The sequence below is a fragment of the Tsukamurella sp. TY48 genome (assembly GCF_019656655.1).
In the GTDB taxonomy this organism is placed as follows: domain Bacteria; phylum Actinomycetota; class Actinomycetes; order Mycobacteriales; family Mycobacteriaceae; genus Tsukamurella; species Tsukamurella strandjordii.
In genome coordinates this window covers 2,492,126-2,509,340 of sequence record NZ_BPMV01000001.1, presented here as the reverse complement: position 1 = coordinate 2,509,340, position 17,215 = coordinate 2,492,126, and the positions used below count along the sequence as shown (strand labels likewise).

The 17,215-nt window shown below is 65.3% G+C and carries 18 protein-coding genes and 1 pseudogene; 14 read left to right on the top strand and 5 right to left on the bottom strand.

All coding sequences use genetic code 11. The annotated features are described in order from the left end of the window. The first annotated feature begins 162 nt into the window (after positions 1–162). The 3 genes from ramB to TTY48_RS12165 are packed head-to-tail and all read left to right on the top strand — an operon-like array spanning position 163 to position 2,446. Positions 163–1,563 carry an acetate metabolism transcriptional regulator RamB gene (gene ramB / locus TTY48_RS12175; protein WP_220657740.1) on the top strand — a complete coding sequence of 467 codons (1,401 nt, stop codon included), beginning with the start codon at positions 163–165 and terminating at the stop codon, positions 1,561–1,563. A gap of 9 nt (positions 1,564–1,572) precedes the next feature. Then, positions 1,573–2,091: a carboxymuconolactone decarboxylase family protein gene (locus TTY48_RS12170; RefSeq protein ID WP_220657739.1), complete on the top strand. Its 519-nt coding sequence runs from the start codon at positions 1,573–1,575 to the stop codon at positions 2,089–2,091. A 1-nt stretch (position 2,092) separates the two neighbouring features. Continuing rightward, on the top strand, positions 2,093–2,446 hold the full coding sequence (locus TTY48_RS12165; protein ID WP_220657738.1) for a VOC family protein: 354 nt from the start codon (positions 2,093–2,095) through the stop codon (positions 2,444–2,446). A 1-nt stretch (position 2,447) separates the two neighbouring features. Here the strand turns inward: TTY48_RS12165 and TTY48_RS12160 are convergent. Next, a pseudogene (locus TTY48_RS12160) lies at positions 2,448–2,807 on the bottom strand (phytanoyl-CoA dioxygenase family protein); the annotation flags it as partial. 321 nt (positions 2,808–3,128) lie between these two features. Between TTY48_RS12160 and TTY48_RS12155 the strand changes: the two are divergent. The 3 genes from TTY48_RS12155 (at position 3,129) to TTY48_RS12145 (ending at position 6,223) form a co-directional block, all read left to right on the top strand. Then, a complete protein-coding gene (locus TTY48_RS12155) occupies positions 3,129–4,097 on the top strand; it encodes a GAF domain-containing protein (protein WP_220657737.1) in 969 nt (322 codons plus the stop codon). A gap of 47 nt (positions 4,098–4,144) precedes the next feature. Then, positions 4,145–4,999 carry an SDR family NAD(P)-dependent oxidoreductase gene (locus TTY48_RS12150; RefSeq protein ID WP_220657736.1) on the top strand — a complete coding sequence of 285 codons (855 nt, stop codon included), beginning with the start codon at positions 4,145–4,147 and terminating at the stop codon, positions 4,997–4,999. Between the two features lie 423 nt (positions 5,000–5,422). Beyond that, positions 5,423–6,223, top strand: a complete 801-nt coding sequence (locus TTY48_RS12145; protein ID WP_220657735.1) for an MspA family porin — start codon at positions 5,423–5,425, stop codon at positions 6,221–6,223. Positions 6,224–6,254: 31 nt separating this feature from the next. On the opposite strand, the gene TTY48_RS21345 is transcribed toward TTY48_RS12145, so the two are convergent. Beyond that, positions 6,255–6,380, bottom strand: a complete 126-nt coding sequence (locus tag TTY48_RS21345; protein ID WP_255585652.1) for a hypothetical protein — start codon at positions 6,378–6,380, stop codon at positions 6,255–6,257. Between the two features lie 78 nt (positions 6,381–6,458). Here TTY48_RS21345 and TTY48_RS12140 point away from each other — a divergent pair, with 78 nt between their 5' ends. The 6 genes from TTY48_RS12140 to TTY48_RS12115 all read left to right on the top strand — a co-directional run bounded on the left by TTY48_RS12140 (position 6,459) and on the right by TTY48_RS12115 (position 11,823). After that, complete coding sequence (locus TTY48_RS12140) at positions 6,459–6,734, top strand: hypothetical protein (RefSeq protein WP_220657734.1); 276 nt, start codon at positions 6,459–6,461, stop codon at positions 6,732–6,734. 50 nt (positions 6,735–6,784) lie between these two features. Further along, positions 6,785–7,333, top strand: coding sequence for a hypothetical protein (locus TTY48_RS12135; protein WP_220657733.1), 549 nt, complete (start codon positions 6,785–6,787; stop codon positions 7,331–7,333). A gap of 298 nt (positions 7,334–7,631) precedes the next feature. Further along, entirely contained in the window at positions 7,632–9,287 is a 1,656-nt protein-coding gene (locus TTY48_RS12130) for a hypothetical protein (protein ID WP_220657732.1), read from the top strand. A 1,311-nt stretch (positions 9,288–10,598) separates the two neighbouring features. Then, a complete protein-coding gene (locus TTY48_RS12125) occupies positions 10,599–10,874 on the top strand; it encodes a recombinase family protein (protein ID WP_220657731.1) in 276 nt (91 codons plus the stop codon). Positions 10,875–10,908: 34 nt separating this feature from the next. Next, complete coding sequence (locus TTY48_RS12120) at positions 10,909–11,166, top strand: recombinase family protein (RefSeq protein ID WP_374758689.1); 258 nt, start codon at positions 10,909–10,911, stop codon at positions 11,164–11,166. Between the two features lie 63 nt (positions 11,167–11,229). Beyond that, complete coding sequence (locus TTY48_RS12115) at positions 11,230–11,823, top strand: hypothetical protein (RefSeq protein ID WP_220657729.1); 594 nt, start codon at positions 11,230–11,232, stop codon at positions 11,821–11,823. Between the two features lie 340 nt (positions 11,824–12,163). On the opposite strand, the gene TTY48_RS12110 is transcribed toward TTY48_RS12115, so the two are convergent. After that, on the bottom strand, positions 12,164–12,940 hold the full coding sequence (locus tag TTY48_RS12110; protein ID WP_220657728.1) for a DUF4253 domain-containing protein: 777 nt from the start codon (positions 12,938–12,940) through the stop codon (positions 12,164–12,166). 87 nt (positions 12,941–13,027) lie between these two features. Continuing rightward, the gene (gene lpdA / locus TTY48_RS12105; protein WP_220657727.1) at positions 13,028–14,410 is read right to left on the bottom strand and encodes a dihydrolipoyl dehydrogenase; all 1,383 of its coding nucleotides are present in this window, start codon (positions 14,408–14,410) and stop codon (positions 13,028–13,030) included. On the opposite strand from lpdA, the gene TTY48_RS12100 reads away from it, so the two are divergent. Together TTY48_RS12100 and TTY48_RS12095 are read left to right on the top strand one after the other, a co-directional pair. Continuing rightward, the gene (locus TTY48_RS12100; RefSeq protein ID WP_255585651.1) at positions 14,399–16,462 is read left to right on the top strand and encodes a prolyl oligopeptidase family protein; all 2,064 of its coding nucleotides are present in this window, start codon (positions 14,399–14,401) and stop codon (positions 16,460–16,462) included. The genes lpdA and TTY48_RS12100 overlap by 12 nt on opposite strands. After that, complete coding sequence (locus tag TTY48_RS12095) at positions 16,459–16,761, top strand: thiamine-binding protein (RefSeq protein WP_220657726.1); 303 nt, start codon at positions 16,459–16,461, stop codon at positions 16,759–16,761. Before TTY48_RS12100 ends, TTY48_RS12095 begins: the two co-directional genes overlap by 4 nt. Here the strand turns inward: TTY48_RS12095 and TTY48_RS12090 are convergent. Continuing rightward, positions 16,749–17,186, bottom strand: a complete 438-nt coding sequence (locus TTY48_RS12090) for a DoxX family protein (RefSeq protein ID WP_220657725.1) — start codon at positions 17,184–17,186, stop codon at positions 16,749–16,751. The two genes, TTY48_RS12095 and TTY48_RS12090, sit on opposite strands and share 13 nt — an antisense overlap. Positions 17,187–17,215 lie beyond the last annotated feature (29 nt).

The following is a 17,215-nucleotide window of genomic DNA, read 5'->3' as shown; positions in this document are numbered from 1 at the left end:
TTGTCGCCCGGTGTCGGCGGGCCGCTCCCGGCGCCCGGCTACCGATCAGTAGCCCGACGATGCCGCCCGCCGCTGCGACCTTGTGATGCACATCACTGCAAAGGTGGTGAAGAACCGGACGAACCCGCCGGTAGCTGCGCGTCCACGGCTAATATTCGCCGCATGTCCAAGACCTTCGTCGGCGCCCGGCTGCGCGGCCTCCGCAAGGAACGCGGCCTCTCGCAGGCGTCGCTGGCCGAGGCCCTGGACATCTCCCCGTCGTACCTGAACCAGATCGAGCACGACGTCCGGCCGCTCAGCGTGCCCGTGCTGCTCAAGATCACCGACGTCTTCGGCGTGGACACCTCCTTCTTCAACTCGCAGGACCAAACCCGGCTCATCGCCGAGCTGCGCGAGGTCACCATGGACGTGGACGCGCCCACCAGCACCGAGGAACTGTCCGATCTCGCGCGCGATCACCCCGGTTTCGCTCGGGCGATGGTCGCGCTGCACCGCCGCTACCTCGGCGTGTCCGATCAGCTGGCCCAGGTCACCGACGGCCGCAACGACCCCGGCGCCCGCGGCAGCATCCCCAATCCGCACGAGGAGGTGCGGGAGTTCTTCTACCAGCAGCAGAACTACTTCCACGAGCTCGACACCGCCGCCGAGGAGCTCACCGCGCGGATGCGGATGCACAGCTCCGACGTGCGCACCGAGATCGTGACCCGCCTCGAGGCCGTGCACAACGTCTCCATCCGGCGCCGCGTGGACCTCGGGGAGACGGTGCTGCACCGGTACGACCCGCGCACCCGGGTGCTGGAGATCAACCTGCACCTGTCCCCCGGCCAGCAGGTCTTCAAAATGGCGGCTGAACTCGCTTTCCTGGAGTGCGGGCGCGACATCGAGGCCCTGATCGACGGTGCCGGATTCGGCTCCGACGAGGCTCGCAGCCTGGCCCGGCTCGGCCTGGCCAACTACTACGCCGCCGCCGTCGTGCTGCCGTACACGCAGTTCCACGGCGCCGCCGAGGAGTTCCAGTACGACATCGAGCGGCTCTCGGCGTTCTTCTCGGTGAGCTACGAGACCATCGCGCATCGTCTTTCCACGCTGCAGCGGCCGAACCTGCGCGGCGTCCCCCTGTCCTTCGTCCGCGTCGACCGGGCCGGGAACATGAGTAAGCGGCAGAGCTCCACCGGCTTCCACTTCTCCGCCTCCGGCGGCACCTGCCCGCTGTGGAACGTGTACGAGACCTTCGCGTGGCCGGGCAAGATCATCACGCAAATCGTCGAAATGCCCGACGGACGGAACTACCTGTGGGTGGCGCGCACCGTGGAGCGGCGGGCCTCGCGGTACGGCCAGCCCGGCAAGACCTTCGCCATCGGCATCGGCTGCGAGCTGCGGCACGCACACCGGCTGGTGTACGCGCGGGGCCTGGACCTGTCCGACGCCAACGCCACCCCGATCGGCGCCGGCTGCCGGGTGTGCGAGCGGGCGGGCTGTTCGCAACGCGCGTTCCCCGCGATCGGCAAGGAGCTCGACATCGACGAGCATCGGTCCACGGTGTCGCCGTATCTCGTCAAGTAGCGTCGAGACATGACGCGCGTGACTCCCGGCGGCCTCCGCCAGCTCGGTCCGATCAACTACGCCATCAGCAGGGTCGGCGCGAAAGTGATTCGCGCCGACGACATGCACCTGTTCTCCACGCTCGGCCGCAGTCGCCGGGTGTTCCTCGGCTGGCTCGGATATTCGGGGATGCTGATGCCCTTCGGCGCCCTCAAGCGGTCGGAGTCGGAGACCGTGATCATGCGGGTCGGCTACCTGCGCGGCAACAAGTACGAGTCGATGCACCACCGCTGGATCGGCGCGCGGGCCGGCCTCACCGAGACCCAGTTCGAGCGGATCTACGACGGCACCGGGTGGGACGACAAGAGCGCGGCGCTCCTCGCCGCCGTCACCGAGCTGGTGCAGACCAAGGCCATCACGGACGACACCTGGGCCCGGCTGTCCGAGTTCTACACCGACCGCAAGCTGGTCGAGATCGTCATGCTGGCCACCAATTACGACGGGCTGGCCACCACCATCGACGTCCTCGGCATCACCCCGGAGCGATGACATGCGCGTGCACAAGGTGATCACGAACATCCCCGTGAGCGATATCGCATCCGCCCGTGGGTTCTACGCCGATTTCCTCGGCCTGTCCGATGAGGAGTTCAACCTCGGCTGGGTGGCCCGCTTCTCCTCCCCCGACCACGCGGCGAGCGTCCAGCTGGTCACGGGGGATCAGACCGCCGAGACCGACTCGGCGATCTCCGTGATGACCGACGATGTGGACGCCGCGTACGCGGAGGCGCAGGCGGCGGGCTACGAGATCGTGCACCCGCTCACCAGCGAGGAGTGGGGACCGCGGCGATTCTTCGTGCGGGCGCCCGACGGCACCGTGGTGAACGTGGTCGGGCACCCGCACTGAGTCAGCGCGCGGCCAGATACTCGGGCCGTCGCGACTGCGCGGCGAAGGGCTCCTCCAGCGCGTTCGAGACCGCGTTGAACACCACGAACAGGTTCGATCGTGGGAACGGTGAGATGTTCCCGGCCGAGGCGTGCAGGCAGTTGCAGTCGAAGTACAGCGCGCTGCCGGCCCCACCCGTCACCTGCGTGATGCCGTATTCCTCTGCCAGCGTAGCGATGTCGTTCTCCTCCGGGGTACCGAAGGGCGGCCGGTAAGATGTGAGCGATTCGCGGTGGTAGTCGCCGGGCGTCTCGCCCACGCAGGGCACGAACCGGCGGTGCGACCCGGGCAGGATCATCAACGGGCCGTTGAACGGCATGTTGTGTCCCTATCCCTGAACGCAAGCCGGACAGGTCGCCGAGAGCCTGGTCAGCGCGAAGAGCGCGCACCCGGCGGGTGCGCGCTCTCGTGGCGATGACGATGTCCCAGAACCGACCCTTTCTGAGACGTTGCGGTGCCAACCAGATCTTCAGCAGACCCGTTCACGGTGCTATCGGATTTGTTGGTGTCGCGGGCCGGTCGTGCGGGTTATAGGTTTGCGTTCTGTTGCTGTTGGGCGAGTTGCAAAGGAGCGCGGAGGGTGGCGCGGTCGCGGTTTGGGTGGTCGGTGTTGGCGTGTTTGACGCCGTGGGAGGCGTCGGAGGTGGGCGAGGGTGATGTGGCGCAGGTGATCGATGACGGTGGTGTGCGGGAGTGGTTGCCGTGGTCGGCTCGGCGATATGTTCCTGGTGCGTGGCCTGTTGTCGCGGGGGCGATCACGTCGGGCGAAGTGCGGGAGTTGGTGGTTGAGGGCGGGGTGTGTGTGCGGGCGGTGCCGATCGACGGCCCGGAGGGTGCGGTGTTCGGGGTCCGGGTGTGGCAGGGCAAGCAGTTTCCGGATGGTCCGCCGCCTGCGGCGGGTGGTTTTGCTTGGCAAGCAGGCGTGCGGGTCTTTCATCAGAGTTTCGCGTGCGCGAACATGTCGGGGACGAGTTTTGAGGAGTTCATCGCCGATCGGCCGACGGTGGATTTCACGCGTAGGGCGTTGCGTTTTGATCATGTCGCGGAGCTGGTGGACATCTTGCACACCCCGACTGTGGGGAAGCGGTTTCTGCGGCCGGTGACGGTGGTGCACGTGCAGACGGGTCAGATCATGGCGTGGCAGATGATCCTGGAAGCCGACAGCGATACCGGCGGTCGTGGCTTCTTCTACGACACCACTCCGCACGGGGTGGAGCCGGATTTGCCGTCGCCGTCGGAGTTCGCGCAGCGTCAGCTTGCCGCGGCTGAGGGGCGGGGTTTGGCGTTGGGGGTTCGTCAGGATCAGGGCGCGGTGCCGATTGACGCGGGCGTTGACAGTGACGGTGAGGATCTGATTATTGGCACGTGGCTAACAGACCCGCCGCCGGGAGTGAGTGTCGATAGGGTCGCCGGACGCGGGCAGTATTTGGTGCCGCCGGCATCGCGGCGTGCGCTTGCGCAAGCACGTCCGGGTGAGAGCGTTGAGGTGCAGATTTTGATGGCCGACGGTAAGTGGGGACCGGCGCAGGCGGTGGTGCTGCCGTACATGCGGGGCGCGCAGCCTGATCCGATGCTGGTGGTCATCGAGTTCCGTCTACCTCAGCGCAGCTAAAAAGCCGACTGCCCCGCGTCGGGCGGTGGCCGGTAGCGTCTGTCGTTATGGCGAACATTGTGCGTGCGGTAAATCATCGACTGCTGCAACGTTCGGTCTTGCCGTCTCTGCCGGGCCTGCTTGGGGGCCGGGAGCACGGCGGTGCGTCGTTGGCGGGCAAGACTGTCGCGATTACGGGCGCTTCCGCGGGGATCGGGCGGGCGGCCGCCTATCGGCTGGCCGGCCGGGGTGCGACGTTGGTGTTGATCGCGCGTAGTGGTGGCGAGCTCGCTGCGACAGTGAAGGGCGTGCAGCAGCGTGGGGGCACCGCGATCGCTATCGAGGCCGACCTGACAGACGAGGATTCGGCCGGCGCTGTGATCACCGATCTCAATCGCCGGAAGGTTGATGTGCTGGTCAACAACGCGGGGCGGTCGATCCGCCGCAAGATCATCGACTCCACCGACCGAATGCACGACTTCGAGCGAACCATGGCGATCAACTATTTCGCTGCGGTCCGCTTGACCCTGGGTGTTCTCGACGGGATGCGTGAGCGCGGTAGCGGCCAGATCGTCAACGTCTGCACCTGGGCCCTGCGTCCCGGCACGATGCCGCTGTTCGGTGCCTATGGCGCGTCGAAGGCGGCGTTGGAGATGTTCTCCCGCAGCCTGGGCGCGGAACTCGAGGGCTCCGGGGTCGCGGTCACCGTCGTGTACTTCCCTCTGGTGAAGACCGAGATGATCGCCCCGACCGCCAAGTACGACAGCAGGGTCACCCTGACCGACACCGAAGCCGGCGAGTGGATCGAGCACGCCATCGACGCCCGTCCACTACGGATCGTCCCGAACCTGATGAAGGCCGCGCCCCTGGCCGACATCACCATCCCCGGTGTGATGGACAAATTCAGCCGCATCATCAGCTGACCGCCCCTTGTCTTCGGATCCCGTGTAGGCGCGCGGGCCAAGGCGGGATAATTTTCGCCGGAGTTTGTTGTGTTGATTACATCGTTTGCGCATGCTAGGTGTGCTCAGTAAAGTCTCAGCCACAGAGCGCGCCGCCCCTCGAAGTCCACGGACTTCTTCGGGTGGCGGAATCCTCCCCGCCGCCGACGGATGTCAGCTAGCGCGGGTCGCAACATACTGCACCCCCAAAGAGGGATCATCTCGTCTGCCTTGATCGGCTGACACGGGTCTCCCGTCGGCGGTGCGCGCGACCCCAAGGAACAGATGACACACCACCATGCAACAGCGGGCGCTGTCCCTGCCTGTGCCGTCGAGCACGCGCCCTCCCCTTTTGGCTCCCCCACCACCCCCATTGCAGTTTTTCGAAGGAAGAAGTAACCCCTGATGTCATCGCATCGCTCCCGCATCCTCTCCGGCGCCGCCGCAGTGGCGTTCGCCGCCGCCACGATCCCCGGCTACGCCGCTTCCGCCGCACCCACGCCCGCACCCAAGCCCGCCGCTGATGCCAAGAAGGCTGATGATCAGTTCGCTACTACGCAGCGGGCGGTGATCACGCGGGATGGGTGGAAGATGGTGGTGAAGAAGTCCACTGAAGATTTGAAATCTGTTCCGCCGCTTAATCGTTCGCCACAGTCTTTCGAGGCTTTCTCGACCGTGGGCGGGGAGGCGCAGGTGATGGTTGCTGATGCGAAGCGTAAGCCGTCGTCGAAAATCAAAGCGGCGGTGTTGACGACGGGTTTGCAGGTCGGCTGCGCTGTTACCGCAGATAGCCTCACGATGGGTGGAAGTCTTTCCAATGCAACGAATGTCGGTGTCACTCCGTCGGTTACGGCGAATCTTACCGGAACCGCGCAAGGCCAGGGCGGCACCAATGGTGGCAGTGGTGGCGGCAGTGTCTCGGCTGGGGTGACGCCGGGGATTTCTGCAACCGTCGGGGACACCCTCACCGAGACCGGCAGCATTTCGGGGGTGATTAAGCCGGGAACGAGTAAGGACATCCCGTACGCGAAGAAGAACCTGGAAGGCCCGGACGCGGCGACGTATACCCGGGAGGTGCGGGTGGCGGTCGATAACTGCATCGGTGGTGTGCAGGTCCGCTCGTATGCGACGTTGGCGTTGCAGACGGATCGGACGGATGACTCGATCACCACGTACGGCAAGCCGATCTTCATCACCCGCCCCTAAGCGGTAGCGAAGACTGAAGACTATGGCTGATTCACGTGGTGAGGGCGAGGATTCTATGAGCGCACACGATCCCGACCCCGTTGGTGGGGATGCGGTGACCGAGCAGATGCCTGTGCAGCGCGGCAGCGAGGGTGAGGTCGCGGCGACGCAGCAGCACGGGGCAGCGGCGGCAGGTAGCAGCTCGTACGGGGAGAGTTCCCTGTCGCCGTCTGCGCCTCCATCCCCGGCTTCGACTATGTCAGCGCCCACCACGGCCGCGGCTGTGTCAGGGGCAGGGGCGGAAGCGGCGGTGGCGCGGGCGGTAGCGGTGTCGTTCGCTTGGTTCGTGGTGTCGGCGGTGGTGATTGTGGGGTGTGCGTTTGCGTTGCCGCGGCTCGATGATTGGTCGGCGCAGGTCGGGAAGGCTGCGGTGATGGTGATCTTTGCGGTGGTGGTGATGGTTGCGGGCTGGTCGTTCTGGTCGAATGTGCAGAAGCTGTACCGACTGCTCACCACCGGCACCGGCTCGTGACCGGTCCCGGATCAGGCCCCAACACCAGCGGGGATGCCGGGGTTGATTCGGTGGTGGTGTTCGCGGAGCAGTTGCGGGGGTTATTTGCCGCGGCGGGGAGTCCGAGTTTGGCGGCGGTGTCCGAGGCGGTGAAGCCGATCTGCGCGGTGAGTCGTCAGCGGCTTTCGGATTGGCGCTCGGGTCGGCATGTGCCGTCTCGGTTCGAGGACATCGAGCCCACGCTGGCGTATCTGATCACGTCCGCCCACGGTCGGGAGCAGGAGACTGTGTCGCCGTTTAGTGGCGGTACCGCTGCCGACTCCACGGCTGTGGGGGAGGTTGCTGACGCCGGTGGGACTGAGCGGGTGCGTTGGCTTGGTGATCTGGACCGATGGCGGGTGCTGTGGCTGGCCGCTCTGACGGACAGTCCTGCGGACACGATCTCGGGCACCACCTCACCGCAGCGGGGTCCGTCTTCGTTGCCGTTGGTGCCGCCGTCGGTGGTGGTGCGGTATCAGGCGTTGCCGAAGCCGGTGGCCCGGATGATCCTGGCTGTCTTGTGTGGGTTGGTGCTGGCGCTGGCTGTCGCAGTCGGTGTCATCAGTGCCCTGACCCGCTGACGAAACCGCCCCGCAGATAGCCGAAACGCCCGATTTTACTACAACTTTGCGTGGTTGCGGTTGGGTAACGGTCACCGTGTGTGAGCTGGGGCGGTGGGTGTCCGGAGGGTCCGGACAGGTGGTGTCCGGTTGATCCGGACAGCCTGCGGGTGCTCTGGTGAATCGCATCGGGTGCGTGTGTAGCACCGCAAACTCTTCGAATTTTCACTTCTTGTCACTGTCGGATGCCGACCCGCCGTGGTTGTTGTGTGCGGGGTGGCGGTAGTGCGACTACAACTATTGGTAGGAGGCAGCCCTTATGGCGTCAGAGCACCGCGCAGCGAAACAGCCGCCGCGCACCGTCGTGATCGACCCGGAACACCGCACCGAGCCCGTAACCCCCGACGGTGGGGTAGGGGTGTCGCGTGGGGGGTGGTGGGCGATCACCATCGCCGCCGCTCTGGCGTTGGTGGCTGGGTATGTGATCGCGTTTGGCCCGGCGAGGACGTGGACACCGGTGCCGGCGGTATTCCTCGGCTACTTCCTGATTTCCGGTCTGATCGGGCTGGTGTTCTGGAAGGGCGTGAGCGAACTCCGCAGCACCAAGCCCGCGGGTGCAGGGGCGGGGCCGACGGTGGCGGACAAGGTGTCCACCGCCGCCGCTGTCACCGCTCTGATCGCCGGTGTGACGTTCGCTCCCACGCTGTTGCATGTGCTGCCGGCGGCGAGTGCCGTGTGCCCGGGTGACCCGACCTGCCCGCCGGGGCCGGGGCCGGGGCCGGGGCCGACGTTGACGTTCACCCCGCCCACCCAGGCGGCTCCGACCGCACCCGCCGGACAGGGCGGCGGCCAGGATGCTGGCGGTGGGGCCAACAGCATCGCGACCCCGCCGGCTAACAGCGGCGGCGGCAATAACGGCGACAACATTCATGCCCAGACCCCGGAGTTCGGCACCCCCGGCCAGCAGCCTCCGAACATCCCCGGCAACCCCACCGACCCGCCCGCCGCACAGCAAGCCCCCAACCAGCAACCCGGCGGCCAGCAAGGACAGCAGCGGGGTCAGCAGAACTCGGGCACCGAACAACAGCGGCAACAGCAAGAGCCCACCGTCACCACCACGCCCACACGGAGTGCCCCGCAACGCACCCCCGAGGTCCGGAGCACAGAAACCAGCACCAGCCGCACCAACGACGACAGCGATCGCAGCCAAAGCGACAACGAAGACGACGAAAACTCCGGCATCCCCTACGCCATCGCCGAAACCGCAGCACTCGCAGGCACCCGCCGCCGCAAAGACGCGTCCATGACGACGGCTGCCGTTGCGGATAGGGCGACCGATACGGTGACGAGGGAAGTCGCAAACAACCTCACCTACTTCGCAACAGAGCCGGGGCAGTCACAGCAGGGGTTGCCAGGCCAGTACATCGGATCTCCCCTGAACAGCAAGACCCCGACCCTTTCCGGATCAGGCTCGACTAATCGAATGTTTGAACAAACAGAAGTTCCGCCAGGGTTCTACGACCCCGACATGTCGAGCAGTATCGCAAAACCCTTCAACAGAACTGTTACCATCGACCCTGATCTTGTTCCGGACGCCAAGGGCGCGTGGTCTAAGAATATCCTCGTCAAGGGGCCAAATCCATTTGGTGCCGGGGATAGTGGAAAGTCTCAAGTTTCTATCCCAGTTCGACCTGACTCCTCAGGCAAGGCAGGGTCCGCTGATGTACAGATCGCCAAGCAGGTTCAAATTCGTATCGCGAGCATCACGCCTGTATCTGCAAGCGCATATAACTACAATGGAAAGAACGTTCTGAGTGTAAGCTACGTCTACAACTATGAGGCCCGCAGCCAGTTTAGCGGTGGGCTTAACGGCACACAGATACTACCGCAACCCTCGGGTTGGGCGCCTATTTCTGCTGCTAATGTAAGTGATCTGCGCGCCCAGGGGGTACCGGTTCCGCAACTCGGTCTCTAACTAGACTGAGTTGATGTCCTCTTCTAGATAAAAGGTGGTAGATGCTCTTGCAGGGAAAGTTGCGACTCTTGAGGCTCGTTTCTGTTGCCGCGCTAGCGCTTGTTGCGTGCGGAGAAAATGGCGTTGGGTCTTCTGCCGGCGTTCCGCCGAGTTACGCGTTACAGTTCGTGCGCGAAGCGGGCCCCAAACTTACCCCTGCAATAACAGGCAATTTCAGTAGTAAAGACCAGATGGTCTCAGATGCACGGGGCTCGCTGACAAAGATCGAGGAGTCATCGGTCACTCCGCAAGAGTGTCGCCAGGCACTTCTCGACTCTGCGAAAGCGATCGCGTCTACATCGGACGGAGCAGAGGCAAGCGTAAGCTCTGAAGCTGCCCAGGCTCAGGTGTCGATCTCGGTCTACAAAAGTGGTGAATCTGACAAAGCTGTTGAGCGGACGCGACAGATGACCGATAGGTGCTCGTCCGTGATAATTTCGTTGCCCAACGTAGAGATCGGGCAGAAGACCACATCGATAGCAGTTCCGGCGACCGCCTGTCAAATTAGTGTAGTGCCCTACATGGTTGCACGATCGGAAACGGTCAAGCCGGGTGCTGGAAATGGTAGTAAGGATTCTCCTGTATCATCTATTCCTGACATTCGAACGTCATATGGGATTCTATTCGCCAGGCACGGGTATGTTTACGAGATGCAGTATGGAAGCCCTGTTGGTACGCCCGATCGCGCAATGTTCGACAGGAATGCTCTGAAGTTTACTGAAATAGCATGCTCCATGGCTGCGTAGGGTCCTACGTCAGGAAGGCATTGTTTCGCTTGTTGGATTTGGATTTTTCAGCAATCTTCGGTCTAGTGGCTCTTGCTGCTGTTGTAATACTGGTTGTACGTGCTGTGCAGTCATCTGAAGATGGCCCCGGCGAGAGTGTGGAACTCCGTGAATCGCTGGCCGACCTGTTTGTTATGGAGCCGGATTTTCACAGGTGGAGTAGTGCAAATAAGTATCAGTTTGCAGCTCTTCATACTGGGATTTCGTGGCGTACGTGGAATGAGATGTTCCCAGAATGGCGCGTATCTGAAGAAACGGCTAAGCGGGTCGGCAAGAGTCTCGGGAGGAATTGGGAACCTTCTCGCTATATGGGGCCGATTTAGTCTCTGCATAGAGGGTGTCGATCTGTGTCGTGATGCTGCCGTCGCGCGTTCGATCGTTCATGAGACATCCCGGCGGCTGACCTGTTCGCCCAGGTCGAAGATGTACCGTGCCCCGTGTCCGCAACAACGTCACGCACTCCCCCGTTCTCGATACCCTCGTGTCCATGCGTGTCGGATACGGACGGGGCTCGACCCGCGATCAACACCCCGAAGCTCAGCACGACGCGCTCACCGCGGCGGGCTGCGATGAGATCTTCATCGACAAGGCCTCTGGCAAGCTCGCCTCACGGCCCCAGCTCGACAAGGCTCTGCTGTCGGCGAACCGCGCCGGCGACCAGCTCATCGTCACTAAGCTCGACCGCCTCGGCCGATCGCTCGAGAACCTGATCGAGCTGTCCAAGACAGCTCGACGATCGCGGCGTCGACCTGGTAGTGCTTGATCAGGGTATCGACACCTCCACCCCGGTCGGGCGGATGTTTTTCCACGTCCTCGGCGCCGTCGCCGAGTTCGAGCATGCCCTCATCTCCGAGCGCACCCTCGACGGCCTCGCGGCCGCGCGTGCCCGCGGCCGGCGCGGCGGTCCCAAGCCCAAGCTCGGTGCCCGTCAGGTGCAGCTCGCGCAGGCCATGTACAACGAAACCGGCCCCGACGGCAAACGCCGGCATACCGTTGCCGAGACCGCCGCCGAATTCGGCGTGACCCGACCTACGCATCGTCGACATTGCCGGTAATGCACTCAACCAGAACTTCCTCCCCATGCTCCCAGAATCAGGTAAGGCGGTGCTCTGAATACCATGAAGATCGTATATTGCCAGAACTGGTACTGGCTTAAGAATAGGCCCACAGAGCCTATGACGGAAGAGCAAGCACAGCGACGGTTTAACACCGACGGCGAAATGAAGTTCACCATCGCATTGATCTCGGACGAGTCCGTCGACGGAGTACCTTTCGCGACGATCGATACGATGCCGCACGGAAACGGAATTACAGTAACCCGCTACAGTGCCAGCGGAACTCCGATCCTCGGGATCGCTTATGAGAAGACTGGCGATCGAATGTTCGCTTTCGGCGCCAACGAGAATCATTACTCAATCTCACAGGATCCCGATAATCGAATTCTGACAGAGATGGATGCGGACGTCATTGAATCATACCGATTCTCGACCGATGGCACCGCTGACGTTAGGCGTCAAATGAGCGAGGCTGTATACGAGTTCATCAGTTTAAAGGTTGCTCAGACGCCAGAGCGGAGCGAGGCGAACTGGAAACCACTCCTCGGGTTCGGGGATTGGGATGTTTATGTTCCCCCGACTCTCGAGGAATTTCATGAGGGTCTTACCATTGAGGAAGATGCGGTTTTGAACCGCAGCGATGCATATCCGGATTAGTAGATCGGCGGCGTCGAGCACGCCCTCCACGCTGCGATACCCGTTGTCTCCGAAGAACTCCACCGCGTCCTCGGCCCAGGGCCCGTCGCGTCCGGGCCAGATCACCGGATCGGGCCGGTCCATGACGATGCCGGCCTCGGGCAGCCGCGTGGGGTAGCGGTCGGTCAATGTCGCAGAACTGTTCATCGATACCTTCCGTCCGGCAGTGCCGTGCACTGCGTGCCTCACGGCGCGGACGGCTATCGACGGACCGAAGCCCCTTCTCGACTCGGCGCCGTGGCCCTGCCACGCCGCACAGCCGACGATGCCAGGGGCACCGTCGGCTGTCCAACCGCGCCGGTCAGTCCCACCAGAAGTGCCAGTGCGTCCACTCCGTGAGGCCCTCGCGGTACTCGTCGGGTTCGAGGCCCTGCTCGATGTTGTCGGGGCAGAAGGCGTAGTGCTCGGACAGCAGCGCCTGCAGCTGCGCCGCGGCCTCGGGCCGCCGGCCCACCTGCACGAGCAGGGTGTCGAAGCCGATGCCCACCAGGACCGCGCCGAACCGCTCCTCCCACGAGCGCAGCACCGCCGCCAGATCGGCGCCCGAATAGTCGATGTTGGTGGCGCCCCACCAGCCGAGCACCTCCGGCGCGTCGGCGGGCCGCACCACGGGCACCAGCAGCAGGCCGCCGTCGCCACCGGTCGCCAGCTCTCCCGCAACGGGATCCGGGCCGGACTGCGCGGTCGCGAGCGCCGTGACCCGGGGCACCGACAGCTGGGTGTCGGGGTACTCGGCGGCGAACTCGGCATCGCCGCGGGTGAGCACCGTGAGGGCGTCCTGCGGGATCGCGGAGCCGGCCGATTTGCCGTCGAGCTCACCGTCGAACCAGGGGCGCGCGAGGTCGCCGTCGTCGAGTCCGTTGGCGCGCAAGGGCCACAGCCCCGTCTTGTCGAAGACCGCGGCCAGGTCGCGGATCAGCTCGTCGATCTCATCGGTCGGCAGGAGGGCGTTGCTGATCCAGGCGACGGGGCCGCCGTCGCCCTCCTCGGCGGTCACGAGCCGGCCGGGCGGGAGTGCGATCCCGGCGAGCTCGCGGGCATCGGCGGCGGGAAGCTTTCCGGGGGTGGCGTGGAACATCGGTCTCCTCCTGGGTGAGACGAGCGGCTGAACGGGAACGGCCCGGCACCGTCGAGCTCGGTACCGGGCCGCCTGGAACGGATGGTCCTAGAGGTTGATCATGTGGCCGGCGAGGCCGTGGATCGACTCCTGCAGCGCCTCCGACAGCGTCGGGTGGGTGTGCACGTTGCGGGCGAGCTCGTTGACCGTGAGGTCCCACTTCTGCGCGAGGGTGAGCTCGGGCAGCAGCTCGGAGACGTCGGGGCCGATGAGGTGACCGCCGAGCAGCTCGCCGTACTTGGCGTCGGAGACCAGCTTGACGAAGCCGACGGGCTCGCCCAGGCCCTGGGCCTTGCCGTTCGCCGAGTACGGGAACGTGGCGGTCTTGACGTCGTAGCCCTCGTCCTTCGCCTGCTGCTCGGTGAGGCCGAACGAGGCGACCTGCGGCTGGCAGAAGGTGGCGCGCGGCATCATGCGGTAGTCGCCCAGCGCCTGGGTCTCGGCGCCCGCGATGGTCTCCGCGGCCACCACGCCCTGCGCCTCGGCGACGTGGGCGAGCTGCAGCTTCGCGGTGACGTCGCCGATGGCGTACACGCCGGGCACGTTGGTGCGCATGTAGTCGTCGATGGCGATGGCGCCGCGCTCGGTGAGGGCCACGCCCGTCTTCTCCAGGCCGAAGCCCTCGACGCGCGGGGCGAAGCCGATGCTCATGAGCACCTTGGAGACGGTGATCTCGCCCGGGCCCTTGGGGCCGGTGTACTTCACGACGACCTGCGAGCCCTGATCGTCGACCGACTCGACCTTGGTGGAGGTCAGGATGTTCACGCCCAGCTTCTTGTACTGCTTGGCGATCTCCTTGGAGACGTCCGCGTCCTCGTTGGGCAGCGCGCGGTCCAGGAACTCGATGATGGTGACGTCCACGCCGTAGTTCTTGAGGACGTACGCGAACTCCATGCCGATGGCGCCGGCGCCGACGATGGCGATCGACTGCGGCAGGTCGCGGGTGAGGATCTGCTCCTCGTAGGTGACCACGTTGTCCGACAGCGTGACGCCCGGCAGCAGGCGCACCGTCGAACCGGTGTCGATGATGATGTTGTCACCGGTGATCGTCTGATCGCCCACCTGGATGGTCTTGGCGTCGACGAACGTGCCGTAGCCGTTGATCTCGGTGATCTTGTTCTTCTTCATCAGGAAGTGGACACCCTTGACGATGCCCTCGCTCACCTTGCGGCTGCGGTCGAACGCCGCACCGAAGTCGAACGAGACATCGCCCGAGATGCCGAACAGCTGCGCCTTGTGCGTGAAGGTGTGCGCGAGCTCGGCGTTCTTCAAGAGAGCCTTCGACGGGATGCAGCCCACGTTCAGGCACACACCGCCCCAGTACTTCTCCTCGATGACCGCGACCTTCTGCCCGAGTTGGGCGGCGCGAATTGCGGCGACGTAGCCTCCTGGGCCGGCGCCGAGTACAACAGTGTCAAAGTGATCAGCCACGGAATTCAGCCTAGTCCTAGTGTGGAGATCATGGACCCGTACCTGTGGCTCGAAGAAGTGGAATCCGACACGTCGCTCGATTGGGCGCGCGAACGCAACGCCGAATCGGCGGCGCGGCTGGCCGGGGAGCGCTTCGAAACGATCGAGTCCGAAGTACTGCAGATCCTGGACTCGGACGAGCGGATCCCGTCGGTGCGGCGCCGCGGCGAGTGGCTGTGGAACTACTGGATCGACGGCGAGCACCCGTACGGCCTGTGGCGGCGCACCACGCTCGCCTCGTACCGCACCGACTCCCCCGAGTGGGATGTGGTGATCGACCTCGATGAGCTGCGAGAGCGGGACGGCGAGAACTGGGTGTGGGGCGGCGCGGCCGTGCTGCGGGGCGCCTCCCCCGACGGTGAGCCCTGGGACCGCGCCCTGATCTCGCTGTCGCGCGGCGGCGCCGACGCCACCGTGGTCCGCGAGTTCTCGATCTCCCGCCGCGCCTTCGTCGACGACGGCTTCGCACTGGAGGAGGCGAAGAGCCGCATCTCCTGGATCGACGCCGACGCGGTGTACGTGGGCACCGACTTCGGACCGGGCGCGCTCACCGATTCGGGATACCCGCGGATCGTGAAGCGCTGGCGGCGCGGCACCCCGCTGGCCGAGGCCGTCACGGTCTACGAGGGCGAGAAGACCGATGTCTCGGTGGGCGCGGTGTACGACGACACCCCCGGGTACGAGCGGCACTTCGTGGGCCGCAGCACCGACTTCTACAACCACGAGGAGTACCTGCTCGATCCCGAGTCCGGGGCGCTGGAGCTGATCGACGTCCCCACCGACGCCGAGGCGGACGTCCACCACGACCTGCTGCTGGTCTCCCCCAAGTCGCCGTGGGAATTGCCCTCGGGAACAGTGGCCCCGGGTGCGCTGGTGGCCTTCGACTTCGCCGCCTACCGCGCGGGCGGGCGGGAGTTCACCACGATCTTCGCCCCGGACGCGCACACCAGCCTGCAGGGCTACGCCTGGACCAAGTCGTACCTGCTGCTGGCCACGCTGCACGATGTGCGCTCGGAACTGCGCACACTCGACCCGAAGGACTGGTCCGAGGTGACCACCGCCGGGCTGCCGCCGCTGGCCGAGATCGGCGTGGCCGGCACCGATGCCCGCGAATCCGACGAGATCTTCCTGTCCGCCAGCTCGTTCACGCTGCCGCCGAGCCTGCTGTACGGCGAGGCGGGCGGCACCGTCGAACCGCTCAAGTCCACGCCTGCGATGTACGACGCCGACGGGGTGGTCGCCGAACAGTTCTTCGCGACCAGCGCGGACGGTACGCAGATCCCGTACTTCGTGGTGCGCAAGCCCGCCACGGGCCCGCAGCCGACCCTGCTCTACGGCTACGGCGGCTTCGAGATCTCGCTCACCCCGGGCTATTTCGCGGGCGCGGGCCGGTCGTGGATCGAGCGCGGTGGAGTGTACGTGCGGGCGAACATCCGCGGCGGCGGCGAGTACGGGCCCACGTGGCACACCTCGGCGCTCAAGGAGAACCGGATGCGCTGCTACGAGGACTTCTCGGCGGTGGCCCGCGATCTGGTCGAGCGCGGCATCACCACCCGCGACCAGCTCGGCGCGATGGGCGGCAGCAACGGCGGCCTGCTGATGGGCGTGATGTACACGATGTACCCGGAATTGTTCGGCGCCATCGTCTGTCAGGTGCCGCTGCTCGATATGAAGCGGTTCCACCTGCTGCTGGCGGGCGCATCGTGGATGGCCGAGTACGGCGATCCCGACGATCCGGAGCAGTGGAAGTTCATCGCCGAGTACTCGCCGTACCAGAACCTTCCCGACGATGCCGCCGGGTACCGGCCGGCCCTGCTGGTCACCACGTCGACCCGGGACGACCGCGTGCACCCCGGGCACGCCCGCAAGTTCATCGCGGCGCTGCGCGAGCGCGGCATCGATGTGAACTACTACGAGAACATCGAGGGCGGCCACGGCGGCGCGGCCGATAACAAGCAGGCCGCGTTCATGGCGGCCCTGGCCTACGAATTCCTGCTGAAGGAGCTCTCATGATCGCCGCCTTCTCGATCAGTCCGATGGGCGGTCCCGCCGGGGACGACGGTGGCGTGGCCGCGGCCGTCGCGGAGGCGGTGGCCATCGTGCGCGCCTCGGGCCTGCCGAACGAGACCAATGCGATGTTCACCAACATCGAGGGCGAGTGGGACGAGGTGATGGCGGTGATCAAGGCCTGCGTCGATCGGCTCGCCGAGACCGCGCCGCGGGTGTCGTTGGTGATCAAGGCCGATGTGCGCCCCGGTTTCACCGGCCAGCTGGCGGAGAAGGTCGAGCGGGTGGAGCGTCACCTGCGCTGAAACCGGGCCTCGATACCGAGCGGCTCGTCGAGGGCGAACCGGCCGGGTCCGGCACCGGCGAGGGCGAGCAGCACGAGCAGGAGCAGCCACTCGGAGCTGTAGAAGAAGGTGCTCAGGAAGCCGGTCGGCGTGGTCGCCGCCGACATCGCGGCGGGCCACACCGAGTAGAAGATCGCGCCCAGCATCGTGACGGCGAGGCCGGCTGCGGCGACGCGGGTCAGCAGCCCCAGCACCAGCAGGGCGCCGAGGATCAGTTCGGCCCACGCGGTCGCGGTGGAGGCCGGCCCCGGCTCGGGGATGCCCCACCCGGCGAAGTCCGCGGCGAACTTGTCGGGGTTCGCGGCCTTGCCCCATCCACTGATGAAGAACATCACGCCGACGCTGACGCGCGCCACGAGCAGCCACAGGTCCCTGGCAGTAGTCACGGCATCGACGGTACGTGTGCCTCCCGCGG

Coding starts and splice junctions, on each gene's coding strand:
- ramB (WP_220657740.1), top strand. CDS start 163: ATGTCCAAGACCTTCGTCGGCGCCCGGCTGCGCGGCCTCCGCAAGGAA.
- TTY48_RS12170 (WP_220657739.1), top strand. CDS start 1,573: ATGACGCGCGTGACTCCCGGCGGCCTCCGCCAGCTCGGTCCGATCAAC.
- TTY48_RS12165 (WP_220657738.1), top strand. CDS start 2,093: ATGCGCGTGCACAAGGTGATCACGAACATCCCCGTGAGCGATATCGCA.
- TTY48_RS12150 (WP_220657736.1), top strand. CDS start 4,145: ATGGCGAACATTGTGCGTGCGGTAAATCATCGACTGCTGCAACGTTCG.
- TTY48_RS12145 (WP_220657735.1), top strand. CDS start 5,423: ATGTCATCGCATCGCTCCCGCATCCTCTCCGGCGCCGCCGCAGTGGCG.
- TTY48_RS12140 (WP_220657734.1), top strand. CDS start 6,459: ATGTCAGCGCCCACCACGGCCGCGGCTGTGTCAGGGGCAGGGGCGGAA.
- TTY48_RS12130 (WP_220657732.1), top strand. CDS start 7,632: ATGGCGTCAGAGCACCGCGCAGCGAAACAGCCGCCGCGCACCGTCGTG.
- TTY48_RS12125 (WP_220657731.1), top strand. CDS start 10,599: ATGCGTGTCGGATACGGACGGGGCTCGACCCGCGATCAACACCCCGAA.
- TTY48_RS12120 (WP_374758689.1), top strand. CDS start 10,909: ATGTTTTTCCACGTCCTCGGCGCCGTCGCCGAGTTCGAGCATGCCCTC.
- TTY48_RS12115 (WP_220657729.1), top strand. CDS start 11,230: ATGAAGATCGTATATTGCCAGAACTGGTACTGGCTTAAGAATAGGCCC.
- TTY48_RS12110 (WP_220657728.1), bottom strand. CDS start 12,940: ATGTTCCACGCCACCCCCGGAAAGCTTCCCGCCGCCGATGCCCGCGAG.
- TTY48_RS12095 (WP_220657726.1), top strand. CDS start 16,459: ATGATCGCCGCCTTCTCGATCAGTCCGATGGGCGGTCCCGCCGGGGAC.